The organism is Rhizobium sp. SRDI943 (assembly GCF_057653695.1).
Window position 1 is genome coordinate 874,053 of sequence record NZ_JBYGKN010000002.1, and the last position, 14,379, is coordinate 888,431.

General features: G+C 56.1%; 17 protein-coding genes. 6 read left to right on the top strand and 11 right to left on the bottom strand.

Features of this window, described 5'->3' with window-relative positions:
* Window positions 1-24: 24 nt before the first annotated feature.
* Window positions 25-897, top strand: a complete 873-nt coding sequence (locus AC245Y_RS28220) for a GNAT family N-acetyltransferase (protein ID WP_017996715.1) — start codon at window positions 25-27, stop codon at window positions 895-897.
* Between the two features lie 41 nt (window positions 898-938).
* Here the strand turns inward: AC245Y_RS28220 and AC245Y_RS28225 are convergent, their stop codons facing one another.
* Window positions 939-1,514, bottom strand: coding sequence for an NADPH-dependent FMN reductase (locus AC245Y_RS28225; protein ID WP_017996714.1), 576 nt, complete (start codon window positions 1,512-1,514; stop codon window positions 939-941).
* Between the two features lie 66 nt (window positions 1,515-1,580).
* Window positions 1,581-2,141 carry a hemerythrin domain-containing protein gene (locus tag AC245Y_RS28230; protein ID WP_245274057.1) on the bottom strand — a complete coding sequence of 187 codons (561 nt, stop codon included), beginning with the start codon at window positions 2,139-2,141 and terminating at the stop codon, window positions 1,581-1,583.
* Between the two features lie 228 nt (window positions 2,142-2,369).
* Between AC245Y_RS28230 and AC245Y_RS28235 the strand changes: the two genes are divergently transcribed.
* Both AC245Y_RS28235 and AC245Y_RS28240 read left to right on the top strand, forming a co-directional pair.
* Window positions 2,370-2,696, top strand: a complete 327-nt coding sequence (locus tag AC245Y_RS28235; RefSeq protein WP_225510274.1) for a winged helix-turn-helix transcriptional regulator — start codon at window positions 2,370-2,372, stop codon at window positions 2,694-2,696.
* Between the two features lie 98 nt (window positions 2,697-2,794).
* Window positions 2,795-3,895, top strand: coding sequence for a sensor histidine kinase (locus AC245Y_RS28240; RefSeq protein ID WP_157628371.1), 1,101 nt, complete (start codon window positions 2,795-2,797; stop codon window positions 3,893-3,895).
* Here AC245Y_RS28240 and AC245Y_RS28245 read toward each other — a convergent pair.
* The gene (locus AC245Y_RS28245; RefSeq protein WP_017996710.1) at window positions 3,892-5,205 is read right to left on the bottom strand and encodes a DUF6602 domain-containing protein; all 1,314 of its coding nucleotides are present in this window, start codon (window positions 5,203-5,205) and stop codon (window positions 3,892-3,894) included. The two genes, AC245Y_RS28240 and AC245Y_RS28245, sit on opposite strands and share 4 nt — an antisense overlap.
* Before the next feature lie 244 nt (window positions 5,206-5,449).
* On the opposite strand from AC245Y_RS28245, the gene AC245Y_RS28250 reads away from it, so the two are divergent.
* A complete protein-coding gene (locus AC245Y_RS28250; protein WP_017996709.1) occupies window positions 5,450-7,084 on the top strand; it encodes an SIR2 family NAD-dependent protein deacylase in 1,635 nt (544 codons plus the stop codon).
* A 70-nt stretch (window positions 7,085-7,154) separates the two neighbouring features.
* Window positions 7,155-8,357 carry a toll/interleukin-1 receptor domain-containing protein gene (locus AC245Y_RS28255; RefSeq protein ID WP_017996708.1) on the top strand — a complete coding sequence of 401 codons (1,203 nt, stop codon included), beginning with the start codon at window positions 7,155-7,157 and terminating at the stop codon, window positions 8,355-8,357.
* Here AC245Y_RS28255 and AC245Y_RS28260 read toward each other — a convergent pair.
* From AC245Y_RS28260 to AC245Y_RS28295, 8 genes are all read right to left on the bottom strand, one after another.
* Window positions 8,354-9,076: a CbtA family protein gene (locus AC245Y_RS28260; protein WP_017996707.1), complete on the bottom strand. Its 723-nt coding sequence runs from the start codon at window positions 9,074-9,076 to the stop codon at window positions 8,354-8,356. The two genes, AC245Y_RS28255 and AC245Y_RS28260, sit on opposite strands and share 4 nt — an antisense overlap.
* A gap of 12 nt (window positions 9,077-9,088) precedes the next feature.
* Window positions 9,089-9,262 (bottom strand): CbtB domain-containing protein, encoded by a 174-nt coding sequence (locus tag AC245Y_RS28265; RefSeq protein ID WP_017996706.1) that lies wholly within the window; start codon window positions 9,260-9,262, stop codon window positions 9,089-9,091.
* The gene (locus AC245Y_RS28270) at window positions 9,259-9,690 is read right to left on the bottom strand and encodes a DUF302 domain-containing protein (RefSeq protein ID WP_017996705.1); all 432 of its coding nucleotides are present in this window, start codon (window positions 9,688-9,690) and stop codon (window positions 9,259-9,261) included. The genes AC245Y_RS28265 and AC245Y_RS28270 overlap by 4 nt, the downstream gene beginning before the upstream one ends.
* Window positions 9,687-10,454: an aquaporin gene (locus tag AC245Y_RS28275; RefSeq protein WP_017996704.1), complete on the bottom strand. Its 768-nt coding sequence runs from the start codon at window positions 10,452-10,454 to the stop codon at window positions 9,687-9,689. Before AC245Y_RS28275 ends, AC245Y_RS28270 begins: the two co-directional genes overlap by 4 nt.
* Window position 10,455: 1 nt before the next feature.
* A complete protein-coding gene (locus AC245Y_RS28280; RefSeq protein ID WP_017996703.1) occupies window positions 10,456-10,797 on the bottom strand; it encodes an SH3-like domain-containing protein in 342 nt (113 codons plus the stop codon).
* Window positions 10,797-11,444, bottom strand: a complete 648-nt coding sequence (locus AC245Y_RS28285) for a nitrile hydratase subunit alpha (RefSeq protein ID WP_017996702.1) — start codon at window positions 11,442-11,444, stop codon at window positions 10,797-10,799. Before AC245Y_RS28285 ends, AC245Y_RS28280 begins: the two co-directional genes overlap by 1 nt.
* Window position 11,445: 1 nt before the next feature.
* On the bottom strand, window positions 11,446-11,781 hold the full coding sequence (locus AC245Y_RS28290) for an SH3-like domain-containing protein (RefSeq protein ID WP_017996701.1): 336 nt from the start codon (window positions 11,779-11,781) through the stop codon (window positions 11,446-11,448).
* A 133-nt stretch (window positions 11,782-11,914) separates the two neighbouring features.
* Window positions 11,915-12,751: an alpha/beta fold hydrolase gene (locus AC245Y_RS28295; protein ID WP_017996700.1), complete on the bottom strand. Its 837-nt coding sequence runs from the start codon at window positions 12,749-12,751 to the stop codon at window positions 11,915-11,917.
* Between the two features lie 223 nt (window positions 12,752-12,974).
* On the opposite strand from AC245Y_RS28295, the gene AC245Y_RS28300 reads away from it, so the two are divergent.
* Window positions 12,975-14,375: a dihydrolipoyl dehydrogenase family protein gene (locus AC245Y_RS28300; protein ID WP_017996699.1), complete on the top strand. Its 1,401-nt coding sequence runs from the start codon at window positions 12,975-12,977 to the stop codon at window positions 14,373-14,375.
* Window positions 14,376-14,379 lie beyond the last annotated feature (4 nt).

The window sequence follows — 14,379 nt, forward strand, 5'->3', positions numbered from 1 at the left end:
TGAGAAGAAACGCGCGAGAACCGAATGAACATCATGCTGAGGGAAATTCAAGCAAACACCTCCGGGAGAATCCGCGCAATAGAGGCGGAAGCATGGATGGACATGCTGGATGCCGCACCACTGTCGGTTCGGAAGCAGTTGGGGATCGAGACTTTCCGGAGCGACAATGCGTGCTTTCTAGCCTGCCGTGAGCTTCCTGCCGTGCCCTTCAATCGCGGATTTGCCGTTGGACCGCAGTGGTCGGCTAACGATAAGGAGATGGCAGAAGGGTTGCGATGGCTGGATCGCAACGCATCGAAAATGTGGGTAATTCAAGTTGACGAGGCGGGCTTCGACGCTTCCAGTGCCGCTCTGTCCCGCATGGGGATCACCCAGAAGGACAGTGGTTGGATAAAATTCTTCTCCAGACCGGTCGATCACATTGTGCCGAACGAACCCCGGATCGAAATCGCCGACGGCGGCCGCAAGGCGACCGACTTCGCCAACGTGATCAACGCGGCGTATGGCTTCCCAACGGCGACCTTCGAGTGGTTCAAGGCGCTCGCCAGGCGGGACAGATGGACCTGCTATGTCGCGTATGCCGATGATGAGCCTTGCTCAGCAGGAGCGGCTTTCTTCGGATCTGCTGGGGCATGGTTCGGCATCGATGCGACTCTTGCCACCGCGAGAGGGAAGGGCCTCCAGTCAGCAATGATAGCGCGGCGGTTACGCGATGTAGGGGACAAGGGAGCCGTCATCGCAATGGCCGAGACTGGCCGACCTGCAGCCGTCGATAGTCCGTTGGGCACGAGCTTCAGGAATTATCAGCGGGCGGGCTTCGAGGTTCAGCACTATTCGGCGAATTTTGCTCGGGATCCGAACGCCCCGCGCAGTGCAACGCCCGTTTTTATGATGTGAAGAAGCGCACCCTGACGGTACGCTTCTTCTTCGACCGGTAACTACTGAGCGGGCTGACGCATTGGCTTCAGGGCGACCGCCCACTTGTGCAGTTCCCCCAGGAGCGTGGTCGTTCCAGAGGTCACTGCTTCGTTAGGGGTGAAAATTCCTTCGTCATTGATGAACTGGGTATAGAAAGGCACCGGAACCGGCTGGTTGATTGCCACCACGTTCACGTTTCCCAGCAACTGACGAAGTTCCTGGGAGCCGCGTAGGCCGCCGGAAACGCCGCCATAGCTGACGATTGCTGCTGGCTTGTAGGTCCACTCGTGGAAGAGGCACTGGATTGCATTCACGAGGGCTGCCGAAACGAAGTAGTCATACTCCGGCGCAACAAACAAAAACGCGTCAGCTGAGGCTACGCTTTCGCTCCATCGCTTAGTATGTTCGTGCTCATACTTTCGCATTGCCGGATGGGCTGGTTCATCCAGAAGCGGCAGGGCGAAATCTGCGAGATCCACCAGCTCGACGTCGAACTGGCTGTGTTCCTTGGCGAATTGTTCGACCCATTTTGCCACCGTCGGACCGTTGCGGCCCGGCCGAGTGCTGCCGATTATAATGTTCAACTTAAGTGCCATGTGGTTACCTTTCTGGCGTCAAAGGACCTTTAAGGTCCGGTTCGGATTTTCTGAAGGGTGATCTCGCTAAAGAGGAATCCTGTAGAAACCAAGGGCTTCTTCCAGCTCCGTCTGTTCGTAGCTAAAATGCGAGCGAATTGTCTTGTCGAGGACGTCAAACGTCGTTTTGGCCATGGAGAAGGTGTCGGGGCCGGGTTGCGTCAAAATCAGCGCAACATTGGCCGAGAGCTCGTCCAGGATCTGGCCAATTATCCGATGCTCGTCTGCAAGGCGTTCGACAACTCGCTTCAGTTCCTCGTCGCCATTCGCATGGAGAATCGGAAAGAATTCCTCGTCCTCTGCTCGGTGGTGAAAATCCAGGAACTGGCATTCGCGGCCGCAAAGATTGCCGAAAGCTCTGTAGTTCTTCAAAAGCTCGATCGAACCGATGTGCTCGGCCAATTCTCCAGCAGCAATTTCACCAGCTTCGACCATGTCCATCATTGCCCTGGTCTCGTCCAGAGCAACAACGTGCATTTCGTGAATCATCGCCAGCTTCTTGCCTGTCATTCGATGTGCGAGCGTCGCGCCGGGAATTGGTGGGGCCTTTGGTCGTGTTTTATCGTCGAGAAGATCGAACACTTTCATGAAATTCACTGCCGTTCATTTCGTCGTTGAACCAGATGGTGCAGTTCGCCTGCAACCAACATTCGGATGTCGGTATCCAAATGATCCCATTGTATCGCTGGGAAACTAGAACCATATTTAGCCCGTCTTGAATACGGCACAAGAAGGCACTTTCAGGCTACGGAGGTATCCTTGACTATACCGCATATACTAACTGAGCATCCTGCTTGCTGGCCTGTCAGGGATCTCTTGTCGACCATAGGAAGCAAGTGGGCGATCCTGCTCATTGGCCTGCTTCAAGAACGCCCCAAGCGGTTCTCAGAATTGAAGAGGGAGGTCGGGGACATCACCCAGAAGTCGCTAACCAGCGTGCTGCGCGAGCTGGAGAAGGACGGCATCGTCGATCGCATAGTGACGCCGACGATACCGCCGCGCGTAGACTACCGCCTGACGCCGCTGGGCCATTCGCTGTGGAAAGCCCTGGAGGCTCTCAGCAGCTGGGCAATCGAAAATCACACTGCCGTTGCCGAGGCCCGTCGGCGCTACAACGCTCCCTCGACTGTCGAGGTCAAGTAGAGAAAGGCCGATGGCACCTCGCGTGCCGGATTGTACTATTTCGCTAAATCCGCCGACGCTAAGGCTGATGCGTTGGTTCGAAGCGGAGATGGATGCAAATGGGGGATGAAATTAGCGGGAGCTTGCCCGCGACCATTTCCATGCGGTTGATGGGCGCGATGGAGTCTATCGCCACCGCGCGAACATACGAGGACACACTTAGTCGCTTGAATTCCGCCGCCAGAGGTCTGTTGTCAGCGGATTCTGCGGCGTTGATCCGCCTGGAAGGGGACGTCTGTCTATGTGTTGATGAGGACGCCTTCGATCCGCTCTGGATCGGCCGTCGTTTCCCCGTCGATGCGTGTGTGAGCGGCCTTTCCATAGCGTCAAATGAAAAGGTGATCGTCCACGACATCGCACAAGACGAACGTACTCACAATACTATCTACGAAGGTACTTTCGTCCGCGCGGTCTCGGTCGTGCCGCTTTCGTCGCCGGGGCTTTCCGCAATCGGCTTTTATTGGGCCGAACCCCATACCCCAACTGATAACGAGCTCGAAATGGTGGAGGTCTTGGGTCGCGTTGCATCGACGACTCTTTCACTGTTAACCGAAAACACGCGAGCCGCGCTCGCGCAACGCGATGCTGAGCTCGCTCGTGATGAACTTCGGCACCGTCTGAAGAACGCCCACGCAAGCGCCATCGGAGTTGCATCCTTGACGCTCCCTAAAGAGATGGCATCGGAATATGCGGGAAGGGTGCGGGCCCTTGTTTCCACATACGATGCGATTGATGGACCGGCTTCAGCTCTGGCGCCGCAGCAATTGAGCACCTGTATTGCAAACGCTCTGAGCCCCTATCAGCGAGGGCCTGACGTGCCCATCTCACTTGATGGACCGATCGTTGCCTTGAAAGGCGATGCGATTGGCGCAATTGGCCTTCTGATGAACGAGTTTGCCACAAACTCAATCAAGTATGGGGCGCTTTCAAGCGAAACTGGTCGAATCGACGTCAGCTGGAGAACAAATGACACGGGAATGGTAATGACTTGGGCGGAACGTGATGGGCCGCCGGTCGATGTCTCAGGATCGCCTAGCGAAGGGTCGCGTCTGCTGCGACGGATCGCTGAGCGGTACCTCAGGGGACGGATAGACTGCCGACCAGCCATCGCGGGGATCGAGTGGGTAGTCGAAATCCAAGCGGGCGTCACGTCCCACTAACGTTCGTCGAGCCAGGTTGGTGCTTTTTGGGCTGTGCGTGCCGCTTCTTTGGTGCAAGTCGGACAGTCTTCAAACAAATCGTCCCTTGCGATGTAATAATACGGCAGAAGAATCGTCATTCCGTCGATTTCTATGGCGTCGTAGCTCATCACATCGTTTGGCTTCATGAGCAATCCGGTTAGCGGAAAACCGTCCGGATTGAATATCCGAACCATACCTGGTTGGCGCTCGTAGGCCCCTTCATTGTTTCCTTCCCCGCCACTTGCAAGATCAAGTGCTTTGATCCAGTTGATCCGTTCGGCGGTACGTGAGAATTCCGCAATTCTCGTCAAATCTCGCTCCGAAATACGTTTCAAATAGGCGCCATGCTTCGGACATGTCAGCATTTCAGCAGTTGCCCCATGAGAGAACGAATAGGAGAGCGAGCCGCTCGTAAGGGGCATTCGCCAATATGAGGTCAAATCGGGAGAGCCTGCTGGCGTGTCCTTCAGAAGCTCGAGTAAAATGCCGTAGAATTCGAGTAGGCAGGACGCAGTCAGATCCGGGTGCCCGTGGACCATTGGAGTTTCAATCTTCAGCTGATCGCGGTTCTTCCACGCATAGCTTTTGTCGTCACCCAGAACCATGTAACCTTTATCGAGGACAACGACCAAGTTCGGCCAGACTTCGGGAGGGTTCTGACGAGCAAAATCTTCCAGCTCTCGACATACCGCCTCCCACTTCAATGATCCTTCGTAGGCGAACAGCACGCCAAACCGCCTGAACATACCCGTCGCCAAGGTGAATCCGCCGAGGTTCTGTTCCAGTTTGTTGGAAGGCACCAGGCTCTTGAACCGCTTCAGATTGTCCAGCCCATCCAACAGGGCCTTCTTCGTCAATTTGGATTTCACCTGGATCGCACCATGTATGCACTCAATGGGGAGATAATCGACGGTGCCGTCCAATCGCCTTAATACGATTGAGCCATCTCTGTCGTGTATGACGATATCCAACTCTGGGCTAATGTGGCCACTTGGAGCGACGGCTCGAACCCTGTTTTGCGCGACCGAATAACGATTGGGCAACAGGCCATGTTTGACGAGAAATTGTTTTAAGATCTCCTCACGAAAGTCACCCTTGTCCCGCGGATGCTTCAGTTGGACAGAGCGCTCATAGGCTGTCAGCACGTCACGCTGAAGCTCACGCAGTTCCTGCTCCAGGCCATGGAACTCGGCGATCTTGCTTCGTTCAGCAATGACGTCATCGGTAATCTCACGTAGCCAGCGATATCGCTGTTGCAGATCATCTTGTTCAGAGGGCTTTTTGGGCAATCTCGTCTCTTATTTGCTTCCGTGGACTCGTTTTGTCTGCCCGGTTTTGGTTGAGCTTCGCACGCGAACAATGGACGCACGATTCACTGTTGAATAAGAATAGCTGCAACGAAAGGCAGCGCAACCACAAGTCATCATCCTAATTTTGTTTTCCTGTGCGGTCTTCTGTGGATGCAGGGCCACCGGGTCAAACCACGTTTGCGCTTTGGGTGCTTCATCACTACGTTTTGATTTTGGAGGACCCATGACTAAGTATCTGCAATATTTTCCCAAACCATTGCTTGACGATCTAGCCAATGGCAGGTGGCTGCCTGTGATAGGGGCAGGGATGTCATTGAATGCCTCTCTCCCGGCGGGAAAGGCCATGCCACTATGGGGCGACTTGGGAAAGGCATTTGAACGAGACCTCGCAGATTTTTCTGCAGTCGGACCAGTTGACGCCATGTCCGCCTACGAACATGAGTATGGGCGAGCGCGTCTCATCGAACGACTATCTGAACTCCTCCATCTTCGCGACGCATTGCCGGGTGAGGCGCATCGAGCGTTCTGCTCAATCAAATTCGATCTTGTGTGCACGACGAATTTTGATTTTCTCCTTGAGCGCCAATACGAATCGATCCCGCGTTTCGTGAATCCAGTCGTCGATGAAGAGCAGCTTTCGTTGAATGTAGCGGCGGACGGGACCGTGTTGCTGAAGCTTCACGGCGATTTGCGACACCCATCGCGGCTCGTGGTTACGGAGGCCGACTATGATGCCTTCCTTACACGATACCCCCTTATCGCGACCTATCTTGCCAACCTACTGATTACAAAGACGGCCGTCTTGATCGGCTATAGCTTAGATGATCCTGACTTTCGCCAGATCTGGCAGGTTGTGAACCAACGTCTGGGGAAAACGAGGCGGCAGGCTTATGCTATCGCAGTCGGGGCACAGTCGGCTGACGTCGCACGCTATGCACGCCGCGGCGTCACGCTGATTAACTTGCCCAAGAGCAAAAAGAAGTACGGGGAGGTTCTCGCGGCCGCCTTCGATGAGTTGGCTGCGTTTTGGCGGAACACCGTTCTCGAAGTCAGCACGGTTACGGAAGAGGCTCCACTTCGAGAGCTGAAGCTACCAAGGGAGGCGAGCTCGCGATTGATTTTCTTCGCCGTTCCTTTGCATCGCCTCCCTATATATCGCGAAAGGGTGTTTCCTTCGGTCGAGGGAATTGGGCTTGTTCCAGTGACCGCAGATGATGTCGTATCACCTGGCGACTCGATCAGCGCGAAAATTGACGCCTTGATGGACCGTGCTGTCGCAATCGTAGTTGAAGTCGGCAGCAGTTGGACTGCTGCGGAACTGCGGCTCGCGCTGAGCCGATCGAGAGAGGTCGGTTCGTCCGCTGGTCGGGCACCACTTGTTATTCAGGTTGGAAAAACAAGATCTCCTATAGTTTCCTCTGAACCGAGCCTGTCGCTTCTGTTGACCATCGAAACGGTGACCGACGACGAGCAAGGACTTCAGCGATTGTTGGATGCTCTGCGGGATGTCGCTCCATCCGTGGAACAGCAAGGGCTTGAACCCGAGCGTCTCCTTGGAGCGGGGGAGCATCGAGCCGCAGTTATTTCTGCGATTAGCCTCTTAGAGGGAACACTGCGGCGTGCACTCGACAAGCCGGACTGGTCACGGGTTCGTCGCCCGATGTCCATGACACAGCTTCTTGAACTGGCAATGGCCCAGCAGCTAGTTGATTTACCGGATCCAAGCCTGATCAAAGATTGGATACGGATCCGGAACAACGCGGTCCATACGAACACCGGTGTAAGCCATGAAGTCGCCAAAACGATTGTTGACGGTGTGCTTGGTCTCGTAGCGCAAATCGCTCCGGAGCTAAGGTAACTGCTGCCGAATCAGTTAAATATGTTCCCTGTTTGTACAAAGTTCGGGTCAGTTTGGATTGGAGATTCAAATGTCGCTTACCATCAATGGACGGCCATTGAGCGCCGGAGGTTTCGCCAACGAGATGGAGAACATGATTCTTGAGAGCGCCAAGGAGCAGCTAAGAGATCAGTTTTCGGCGATACGCCATCCTGAAACTGGTGAATTTCCGACGGTGATCGTACACGGTGAGGCGCTGGACGACCTCCGCTTGAGCGTCGAGGGTTCCCCGGAACTAATTGCATTTGTTAAAGAGCGCATGAGCCCTGAAATTCAAAAAGGGACGTCGTTTGTCCCTGTTTCGAGCGGCCCGCCGAAAGCTTTCCTCAGCTATTCGTTTGAAGATCGCGAGACCGCCAAGAAAATCGCAGAGGGTCTGATGGCGAATGGCGTTGATACTTGGTGGGCTGAATGGGAGATTGGGGCAGGGGATAGCCTTCGCCGCAAAATCGACGAGGGGCTAGGTAGGTGCACGCATTTCATCGTCTTACTTACGCCAAGCGCCATGGAGAGACCTTGGGTTCAACAGGAGATGGACGCTGGACTTGTGCGTCGCATCACAGGCCAGGCTCGGTTCATTCCCTTGCGCCACGGTCTTTCGACGCGAGACCTTCCACCGCTGTTGTCTGGGATGCTTTCGCCCGAGGTTGAATTATCTCAGCTCGACAAGAACATCCGAGACCTCGTCAATGACATCCATGGCTTATCGGAGAAGCCTAAGCTTGGGCCACCGCCAAGTTCGACCGAGCTACCCTCGGCCGATTTTTCGAAAACCGCAACCGCCGTTGCGAAAGTCTTCGTAGACGAGACGAGAACGGCGATGTTTGCGGACCCTCAAAAAACGATCGAAGAGCTCGCCCAAGCGGTAAACGCTTCCGAAGACGATATTGAGGACGCTATTCACGAACTGCGCGATTTCGTTCAGGAAAGCTTCGGCCGGGTTTTTCCAAAAGCGAGCCTTTTCGCGCAGTTCGACAAACATTTCATGGAATGGTCACCGGAAGACGACGCGCTTCGCATTGCAGCCGACCTTATCAATGACCCAGAATTCCCGCACGACACCGGCGAAGTGGCGGCTCGGTACGGCTGGGTACCCCGCCGCATGAACCCGGCGCTTGCGTATCTGCAGGCACGGCAACTGATCGTCGACTACAAGGTTCTGTCGAGCGATTTCAATTCCATGCGGATTGTCAAAACTGATGCCACTCGTCGGTTTGTCAAAAGCAGGAGCTAAACGGTATCCGATCGGATCGATGACATTGATCGGCGATGGTACGGTGTTCGACCCGATCGCAGGTGCCCAAGGATTGCTCCAAGTAGCAGCCAAGACGCGCAGCTAATCAGCAAGGTCGTGAAAACGAACTGAAGATGAAGAGCGGAGGGAACCTTGGTGCTGACGTTTTCCAGGTGCGGTGCCCCGACGAGGAACGGTGTTGTGAATAGCGCTGCAGCAATCAGCCACTTCGTCTTTCCCGCTGAAAGATATACCGTGGCGATTGCTGCGGCAGTCGTAAACGCGGTTCCAATCCACCAGACCTGGCGAGATCCAAGGTCCGCAGCAGGCATGCCGGGCAATTCCGGTGGCAGCCCAATGGCCGGGACGAGACTGAAAACCAAGAACCCTGCCGCTCCCCAAAGAATGCCACGTTTCCACGTTGCCAAGCCACCGAGAAACTCGCCCGATGCATTCATGAGCAAGGCAAATCCCACGTAGGCGAGTACCATCGCGACAACTGTGCGCGAGTTGCGGTTCAGAGCCGAGGGCGCAACGTCTTGGTGATCGGCCGCATGCTCGTGTTCGGCATCGTGATGTCCGGCTGCCTCCGCATTCTCGTAGACCTCCGCCTTCAGAATGAGCGGAACTGTCGTCGTGAGATGAAGCACGGACGCGAAAATTCCGGTGAAAGCTCCGGCCAGCAAAGCGGAGAATACCAGCGATCGAAACAAGTTCATCGAGGGGACCTCTCAGTGGCAGGGAAAACTGAGCGTGTGGCGGACATCGTGCGTCGCGTCATGCACCGCGGGCATACTGGCGAAACCGACGCCTGCAATTAGCAGAACACCCAGCAAGGCCGTACCGAGCAGACCGGCTGCACGGGATGCTGTTGAGGGGTGTGAAGTTGCGGTGATGGTGGTCATTTTCTTACTCCTATGGTGCTTTCGTCTGACACGGGCGGGACGGTGTTGATGGCTTCATCAGCGGCGCCCGCAAGCGCCTGGCTCATTTTGAGGATGACGGCTTTTGCATCTAATCCGTGCCGCTCGGCGACGAATGACGGCTCGTTATACGAAAACCAATGGCCATCGGGGGTGCTCCAAGCCAATGCCTTCAGTGGCAGATCGATGCCCGCCCGCTGGTCGCGCTGGAGCAATTCGGTACCTACTTTGGGATTGCCAAATATCGTCAGCAAAGTGGGGCCTAACTGCAATCCCACGGCTTCCGCGTCGGCAGCGAAGTCTATTCGAGCAAAAACCTTCATCCCGCGTGCGACAATTGCTCGCTCGAATGCCGCCATAGTATCGGCTGGGCTGGTACGGGCCTTCAGAACAGTCAGCCCCGGCGTCATGTGAGCTTCTCCTGAGAAGAGCCAGCGAGTGCGGCGTTTCCTGCAGGCTCAGTGGTGGAGCCGAAGGCGATCCTATTGATGCCGATCGCCACGACCATCCCCATCACCTGGGCCGCGACGAAAGCGACGGCAGTAACGGGTGCCAAGGCAACAGGCCCTGAAGCGAAGGCGGCAGCTAGCGTCACCGCTGGGTTGGCATAAGAGGTGGACGGAGTGGCGAGTATCGCGGCGACCAACCAAGAGCCGACTGCAAAGGGGCCGGTGTCCCATCTGCTGCTTCGGGCGCATCCAAAGACGACTGTCATCAGTCCAGCAGAGGCTACTAGCTCGCTGAGGAGCATGCCGAAGGAGGGAAATTCAGGCGAGACCGTCCGAAAGGGGCTTCCAAACATCTGTCCGGCTACCAATGCCCCGACAACGCCACCAATAATTTGAGCGATGACGTAGCCTATGGTGCAGTCGCCCTTGCGCTCCCCCCCAAGCCACTGTGCGAATGTTATTAGCGGGTTGTAATGGCCGCCGGAAACCTTCCCCAGGGCAACGATCAGGCCAACCAGGGATCCAGCGATCGCAATCGCAATTACGAGCGATGCTGCCAACGGCTGAGCTTTCGCGTATGTTGAGACCGCGAGGCCGGATCCGACCATGGCAATCGCAAGAAGCCCGGTTCCCACGCTCTCCACAAAGGCCCGCCTAAAAAGAGACAGGGCGGGGTCGCGTTCAAAAAAACACCGGACGTCTGCGGAGAGAGAGGTCTCGGCCATTTTAGGATGCCGATTGTTGACTTGTGAGCCAACGCCCTTCGACCTCTTCCATTTTGACTGCGAGTTCCCCGGGCGTCAGAATGCCCTTCTGGAAGAGAATGTTGGCAAATGCCGCGATCCATCGTTCATAGTAGGAGAGCTTGCCGACCATTTCAGAGCCGAGTGCCTCAACACCGCGGCGCTTTTCCTCAGTGTTGATTATTTTGTGAAAGTCGAGGACGTCAGCCAGGGCATGGCAACGCTTCTCCCAAGGAAGTAGCTCGTGCTCAATGCGTTCGACTTTTCCGGCAGACTCGCCACCAATATCGTTCGGTAGTTTTTTGACGAGTAGTTCTGAGCCCATCACGCGGCTTCCTTTTCGTAGCTTACTGGGATCACGCCGATCATGGCGTCGCGTGTGACGAGGTCGGCTAGTTCTTCCTCGGTCAAAGCTTCTGTCCCCGCTGGGCGCAAAGGCAGGACCAGGTAGCGGACGACAGCCGTCGAGTCGCTGACGCGGATTTCGACGTCATCCGGAATATGAGTGCCGAACTCCTCCAGCACCGCTCTCGGTTCATGCACGGCGCGAGCTCGGTACGGCTTCAGTTTGTACCAGTCTGGCGGCAGACCAAGGACGGGCCGGGGATAGCAGGAGCACAAGGTGCAGACGATCAGATTGTGGATGTCCGCCGTGTTTTCGAGCACGATCAGTTGGGTATCGTCGTAGAACGTGATGCCCAGTTCTTCGCAGGCAGAGCGTCCGTTTTCCAGGAGCCGTTCCCTGTAAGCGGGATCCGTCCAAGCTCTGGCGACGACCTTGGCGCCGAGTGCGGGAGTTCGAGAGTCGAGGACTTCGATCTGCCTTCTGATCTCGTCGGCACCGAAAAGCTTGCGCTCAACCAGCAGTTCTCTGACTGCGGTTTCCATTATCTCGTAGTATCCAGGATGCTCGTCGGCCGTGATAGCCTCGTGAGGGTGATCATGATCATGATCGTGGCCGTGGTCGGTCATCTCAAATCCTTTCCAGCCAATTTTCGAAAATCTCAATTCTCAAGCCGTCGTTGGGCGAGCCCACGTAGTCGGACCAAATCTCCGTCATCAGGATGGCGATGCGGTAGTAGTGCCCTTTGGAACCGGCGTTGCGTCCATAGGCTTCTTCTTCGTTATCGACGGCCATCGTAGGGATGACTGCCTCTACGGTTCCGAGTTTCCCGCGCAGGTAAGTTGGCATGCGGTAGTGCCCAACAGGCGAGCGGGTAGCGATCGTTACGCGATCGCCTGGCGCGAAAGCGGGTACCTCGCCTAGCGCTGGCACGACTCCGCCGATATGCGTTGCCGCAGTCTGCATAAGGATTCTCCTTGAGAGCAATTGGCTTCAAAATGACTGAGCGCGAGCCACATTCTTGTAAGATGCTGTCGCCGCGGAATTCGGATCACAAGGTGGGTGAAGAACGTCGGCAACTCAAACTTGCACGCTCCATTTATACCGACCTGTAACCGTCCATGATCCAGCTTGAGACCAGTCGTGCATAGTCCGCCGAGGCATCTTCCCAAACGAAATGACCTGCCTCGACGATCTCGGCCCGGCTGTGGGGAAGAAGTCCTGCCAGGAAGTCCCCATTTGATGGGGGAACAAGCGGGTCATCTTTGCCGGAAATAACCAAAACTGGCGTCTGAATGTCGGGAAGGAGCTTTTCGAGCCGGGGCAAATCGGTGGAATAGGCCCGAACGAAATCTGCAGCTTCGTTCCAGCGTTGGCCCTCAGAAGACAGTCGGTAGTCTTCGAGGATCTCCGTTGGAATCGTAACTCTCGCTGAACCTGAAACGAATTTCACGACCTGTTCGCCGCCGTCCGAGCCGACATATGCGGCTTTTTTCGATGCCACCACCTGTGCCAACGACTCGCCCAGTAGGGTCATGCTGGCGCCGCCGCTGCCTGCAACGATGCTCTCGAAAAGGTCTGGCCGGTTGGATGCGGCGAACAGCGCGGCCAAGGTACCCACGTCGGGTGCGATAACGTGCGCCCGCTCGATTCCGAAGGCAGCCATGAGTTTTATCACAAAATTACCCATCGCGTCCGGCGACATCAAATCTTCCCGGGCTTGAGATTGACCGAATCCCGGGAGATCTACCGCGATAACGGGTCCGAGCTTGCAGAGGTCGGACCAAACGAGATTGAAAGCAAAGATACTCTCCGGCCAGGGAGCCGTCAGAAGCAACGGGACGCCATTTTCCTTCCCCGCCTTCACGTATCGTACCGACACGCCATCGACGGACAGGTGGTCGATCTTCTCTTTGATAAAGATGCCGTCAGCCATGTGAATACTCCTCATTTTCGGCGCCTTGGCCGCGACTGAATTCCCCCCAAACTCGCAGGTGAGCCCGCTCCGTTCTTTGACGATCCGGCTTTTGTTTTGAGGAGGGTATGCTTGTCTCGGCGCTGATGGCTATGAACGCTTGGTCGCGGCTAGAGATCGAATTTTACAAGACCGCGTTCTGAGATTTCCGCTTCATAGGGGCATCAACGTAACGAGGTGCACCATGAATTCGGTCGACAAATTCGACATTTTGATCTTTGGCGGTGGCAAAGCTGGCAAGACGCTGGCCATGGACCAAGCAAAGGCGGGCAAGAAGGTAGCGGTCGTTGAGGCGGGTCTCATCGGTGGCTCGTGCATCAACATAGCTTGCATTCCCAGCAAGACACTTATCCGTAGCGCCGAAGTCGCGCATTCCATGAAGGGGATTTCCGAGTTCGGGATCACCGCCGACAACGTCCGCAGCAGTCTCGATCTTGTTCGCGATCGCACCGCGCGTGTCGTGGCAGAGATGGTTGCCACTAACCAAGCCGGTTTCGACGCAAGCGGGTTCGACCTCGTATTGGGCTGGGGTAAGTTCATCGCCCCGAAAACAATTGAGGTTGAAACCGCGTCTGGAACGAGAACTGTTTCGGGCGAGCAAGTTTTCATCAATTTGGGAACGACAGCAGACGTGCCAGACCTTCCGGGTCTCGCGGACGCAGCTCCTATCACCCACGTCGAAGCTCTGCAGCTTGGCGACCTTCCAACGAAGTTGATCGTAATCGGCGGTGGCTACATTGGAATGGAGCTGGGCCAAGCGTTCCGTCGCCTGGGTTCAGAAGTCACCATACTGGAGCGGGGACCCCGGCTTGCTCCGCGGGAAGACATAGACGTCAGCGAAGGCATTCTGAAGATCCTCAGTGGCGAGGGGATAGAGGTGGCGCTCAGCGCCTACGACCTCTCCGTTAGCGGGCGCTCAGGCGAGAGTGTCACTGTCCGCAGCGCGGATGGTCGAGTATTCGAGGGATCGCACATCCTCGTGGCCTCGGGCCGACGTCCCCGAACAGCGGGCATCGGGCTCGAACTGGCAGGTGTCGAGGTCGACGATCGAGGTTTCATCAAGGTTGACGACCATCTTCGGACGACCGCCGACGGCGTCTGGGCGATGGGTGAGGTGGCCGGAACTCCTATGTTCACCCACGCGTCCCTCGACGACTACCGCGTGGTTAAGAGCACGATGACGGGCGGCAACCGAACCACAGAGAGTCGAATGATCCCGTACTGCGTCTTTATCGATCCGGAATTTGCTCGGATCGGAATGAACGAAGCGGAAGCGCTCAAGGAAGGCATTGAGTACCGGGTCGCGAAGCTTCCGATGGATGTCGTGCCGCGAGCGAGAACCCTCTCACAACGCAAGGGGTTCATGAAAGCGCTCGTTGCGGTCGATTCCGACGAGATCCTTGGTTTCAGCATGCTCGGCGTGAACGCAGGCGAAGTAATGAGCGTCGTTCAAATGGCGATGCTTGGTGGTCTGCCCTTCACAACGCTTCGCGACGGGATATTCGCCCATCCAACCATCGCCGAGGGGCTGAATATGCTGTTTGCGAACGTATCGGCATCAGCTGTGGTTCGCAAAACCGCGTGACATC

Excerpts from the sequence above, each read along its gene's own strand:
- AC245Y_RS28220 (WP_017996715.1), top strand. The coding sequence starts at position 25 with ATGAACATCATGCTGAGGGAAATTCAAGCAAACACCTCCGGGAGAATC.
- AC245Y_RS28225 (WP_017996714.1), bottom strand. The coding sequence starts at position 1,514 with ATGGCACTTAAGTTGAACATTATAATCGGCAGCACTCGGCCGGGCCGC.
- AC245Y_RS28230 (WP_245274057.1), bottom strand. The coding sequence starts at position 2,141 with ATGAAAGTGTTCGATCTTCTCGACGATAAAACACGACCAAAGGCCCCA.
- AC245Y_RS28240 (WP_157628371.1), top strand. The coding sequence starts at position 2,795 with ATGGGGGATGAAATTAGCGGGAGCTTGCCCGCGACCATTTCCATGCGG.
- AC245Y_RS28250 (WP_017996709.1), top strand. The coding sequence starts at position 5,450 with ATGACTAAGTATCTGCAATATTTTCCCAAACCATTGCTTGACGATCTA.
- AC245Y_RS28255 (WP_017996708.1), top strand. The coding sequence starts at position 7,155 with ATGTCGCTTACCATCAATGGACGGCCATTGAGCGCCGGAGGTTTCGCC.
- AC245Y_RS28260 (WP_017996707.1), bottom strand. The coding sequence starts at position 9,076 with ATGAACTTGTTTCGATCGCTGGTATTCTCCGCTTTGCTGGCCGGAGCT.
- AC245Y_RS28265 (WP_017996706.1), bottom strand. The coding sequence starts at position 9,262 with ATGACCACCATCACCGCAACTTCACACCCCTCAACAGCATCCCGTGCA.
- AC245Y_RS28270 (WP_017996705.1), bottom strand. The coding sequence starts at position 9,690 with ATGACGCCGGGGCTGACTGTTCTGAAGGCCCGTACCAGCCCAGCCGAT.
- AC245Y_RS28275 (WP_017996704.1), bottom strand. The coding sequence starts at position 10,454 with ATGGCCGAGACCTCTCTCTCCGCAGACGTCCGGTGTTTTTTTGAACGC.
- AC245Y_RS28280 (WP_017996703.1), bottom strand. The coding sequence starts at position 10,797 with ATGGGCTCAGAACTACTCGTCAAAAAACTACCGAACGATATTGGTGGC.
- AC245Y_RS28285 (WP_017996702.1), bottom strand. The coding sequence starts at position 11,444 with ATGACCGACCACGGCCACGATCATGATCATGATCACCCTCACGAGGCT.
- AC245Y_RS28290 (WP_017996701.1), bottom strand. The coding sequence starts at position 11,781 with ATGCAGACTGCGGCAACGCATATCGGCGGAGTCGTGCCAGCGCTAGGC.
- AC245Y_RS28295 (WP_017996700.1), bottom strand. The coding sequence starts at position 12,751 with ATGGCTGACGGCATCTTTATCAAAGAGAAGATCGACCACCTGTCCGTC.
- AC245Y_RS28300 (WP_017996699.1), top strand. The coding sequence starts at position 12,975 with ATGAATTCGGTCGACAAATTCGACATTTTGATCTTTGGCGGTGGCAAA.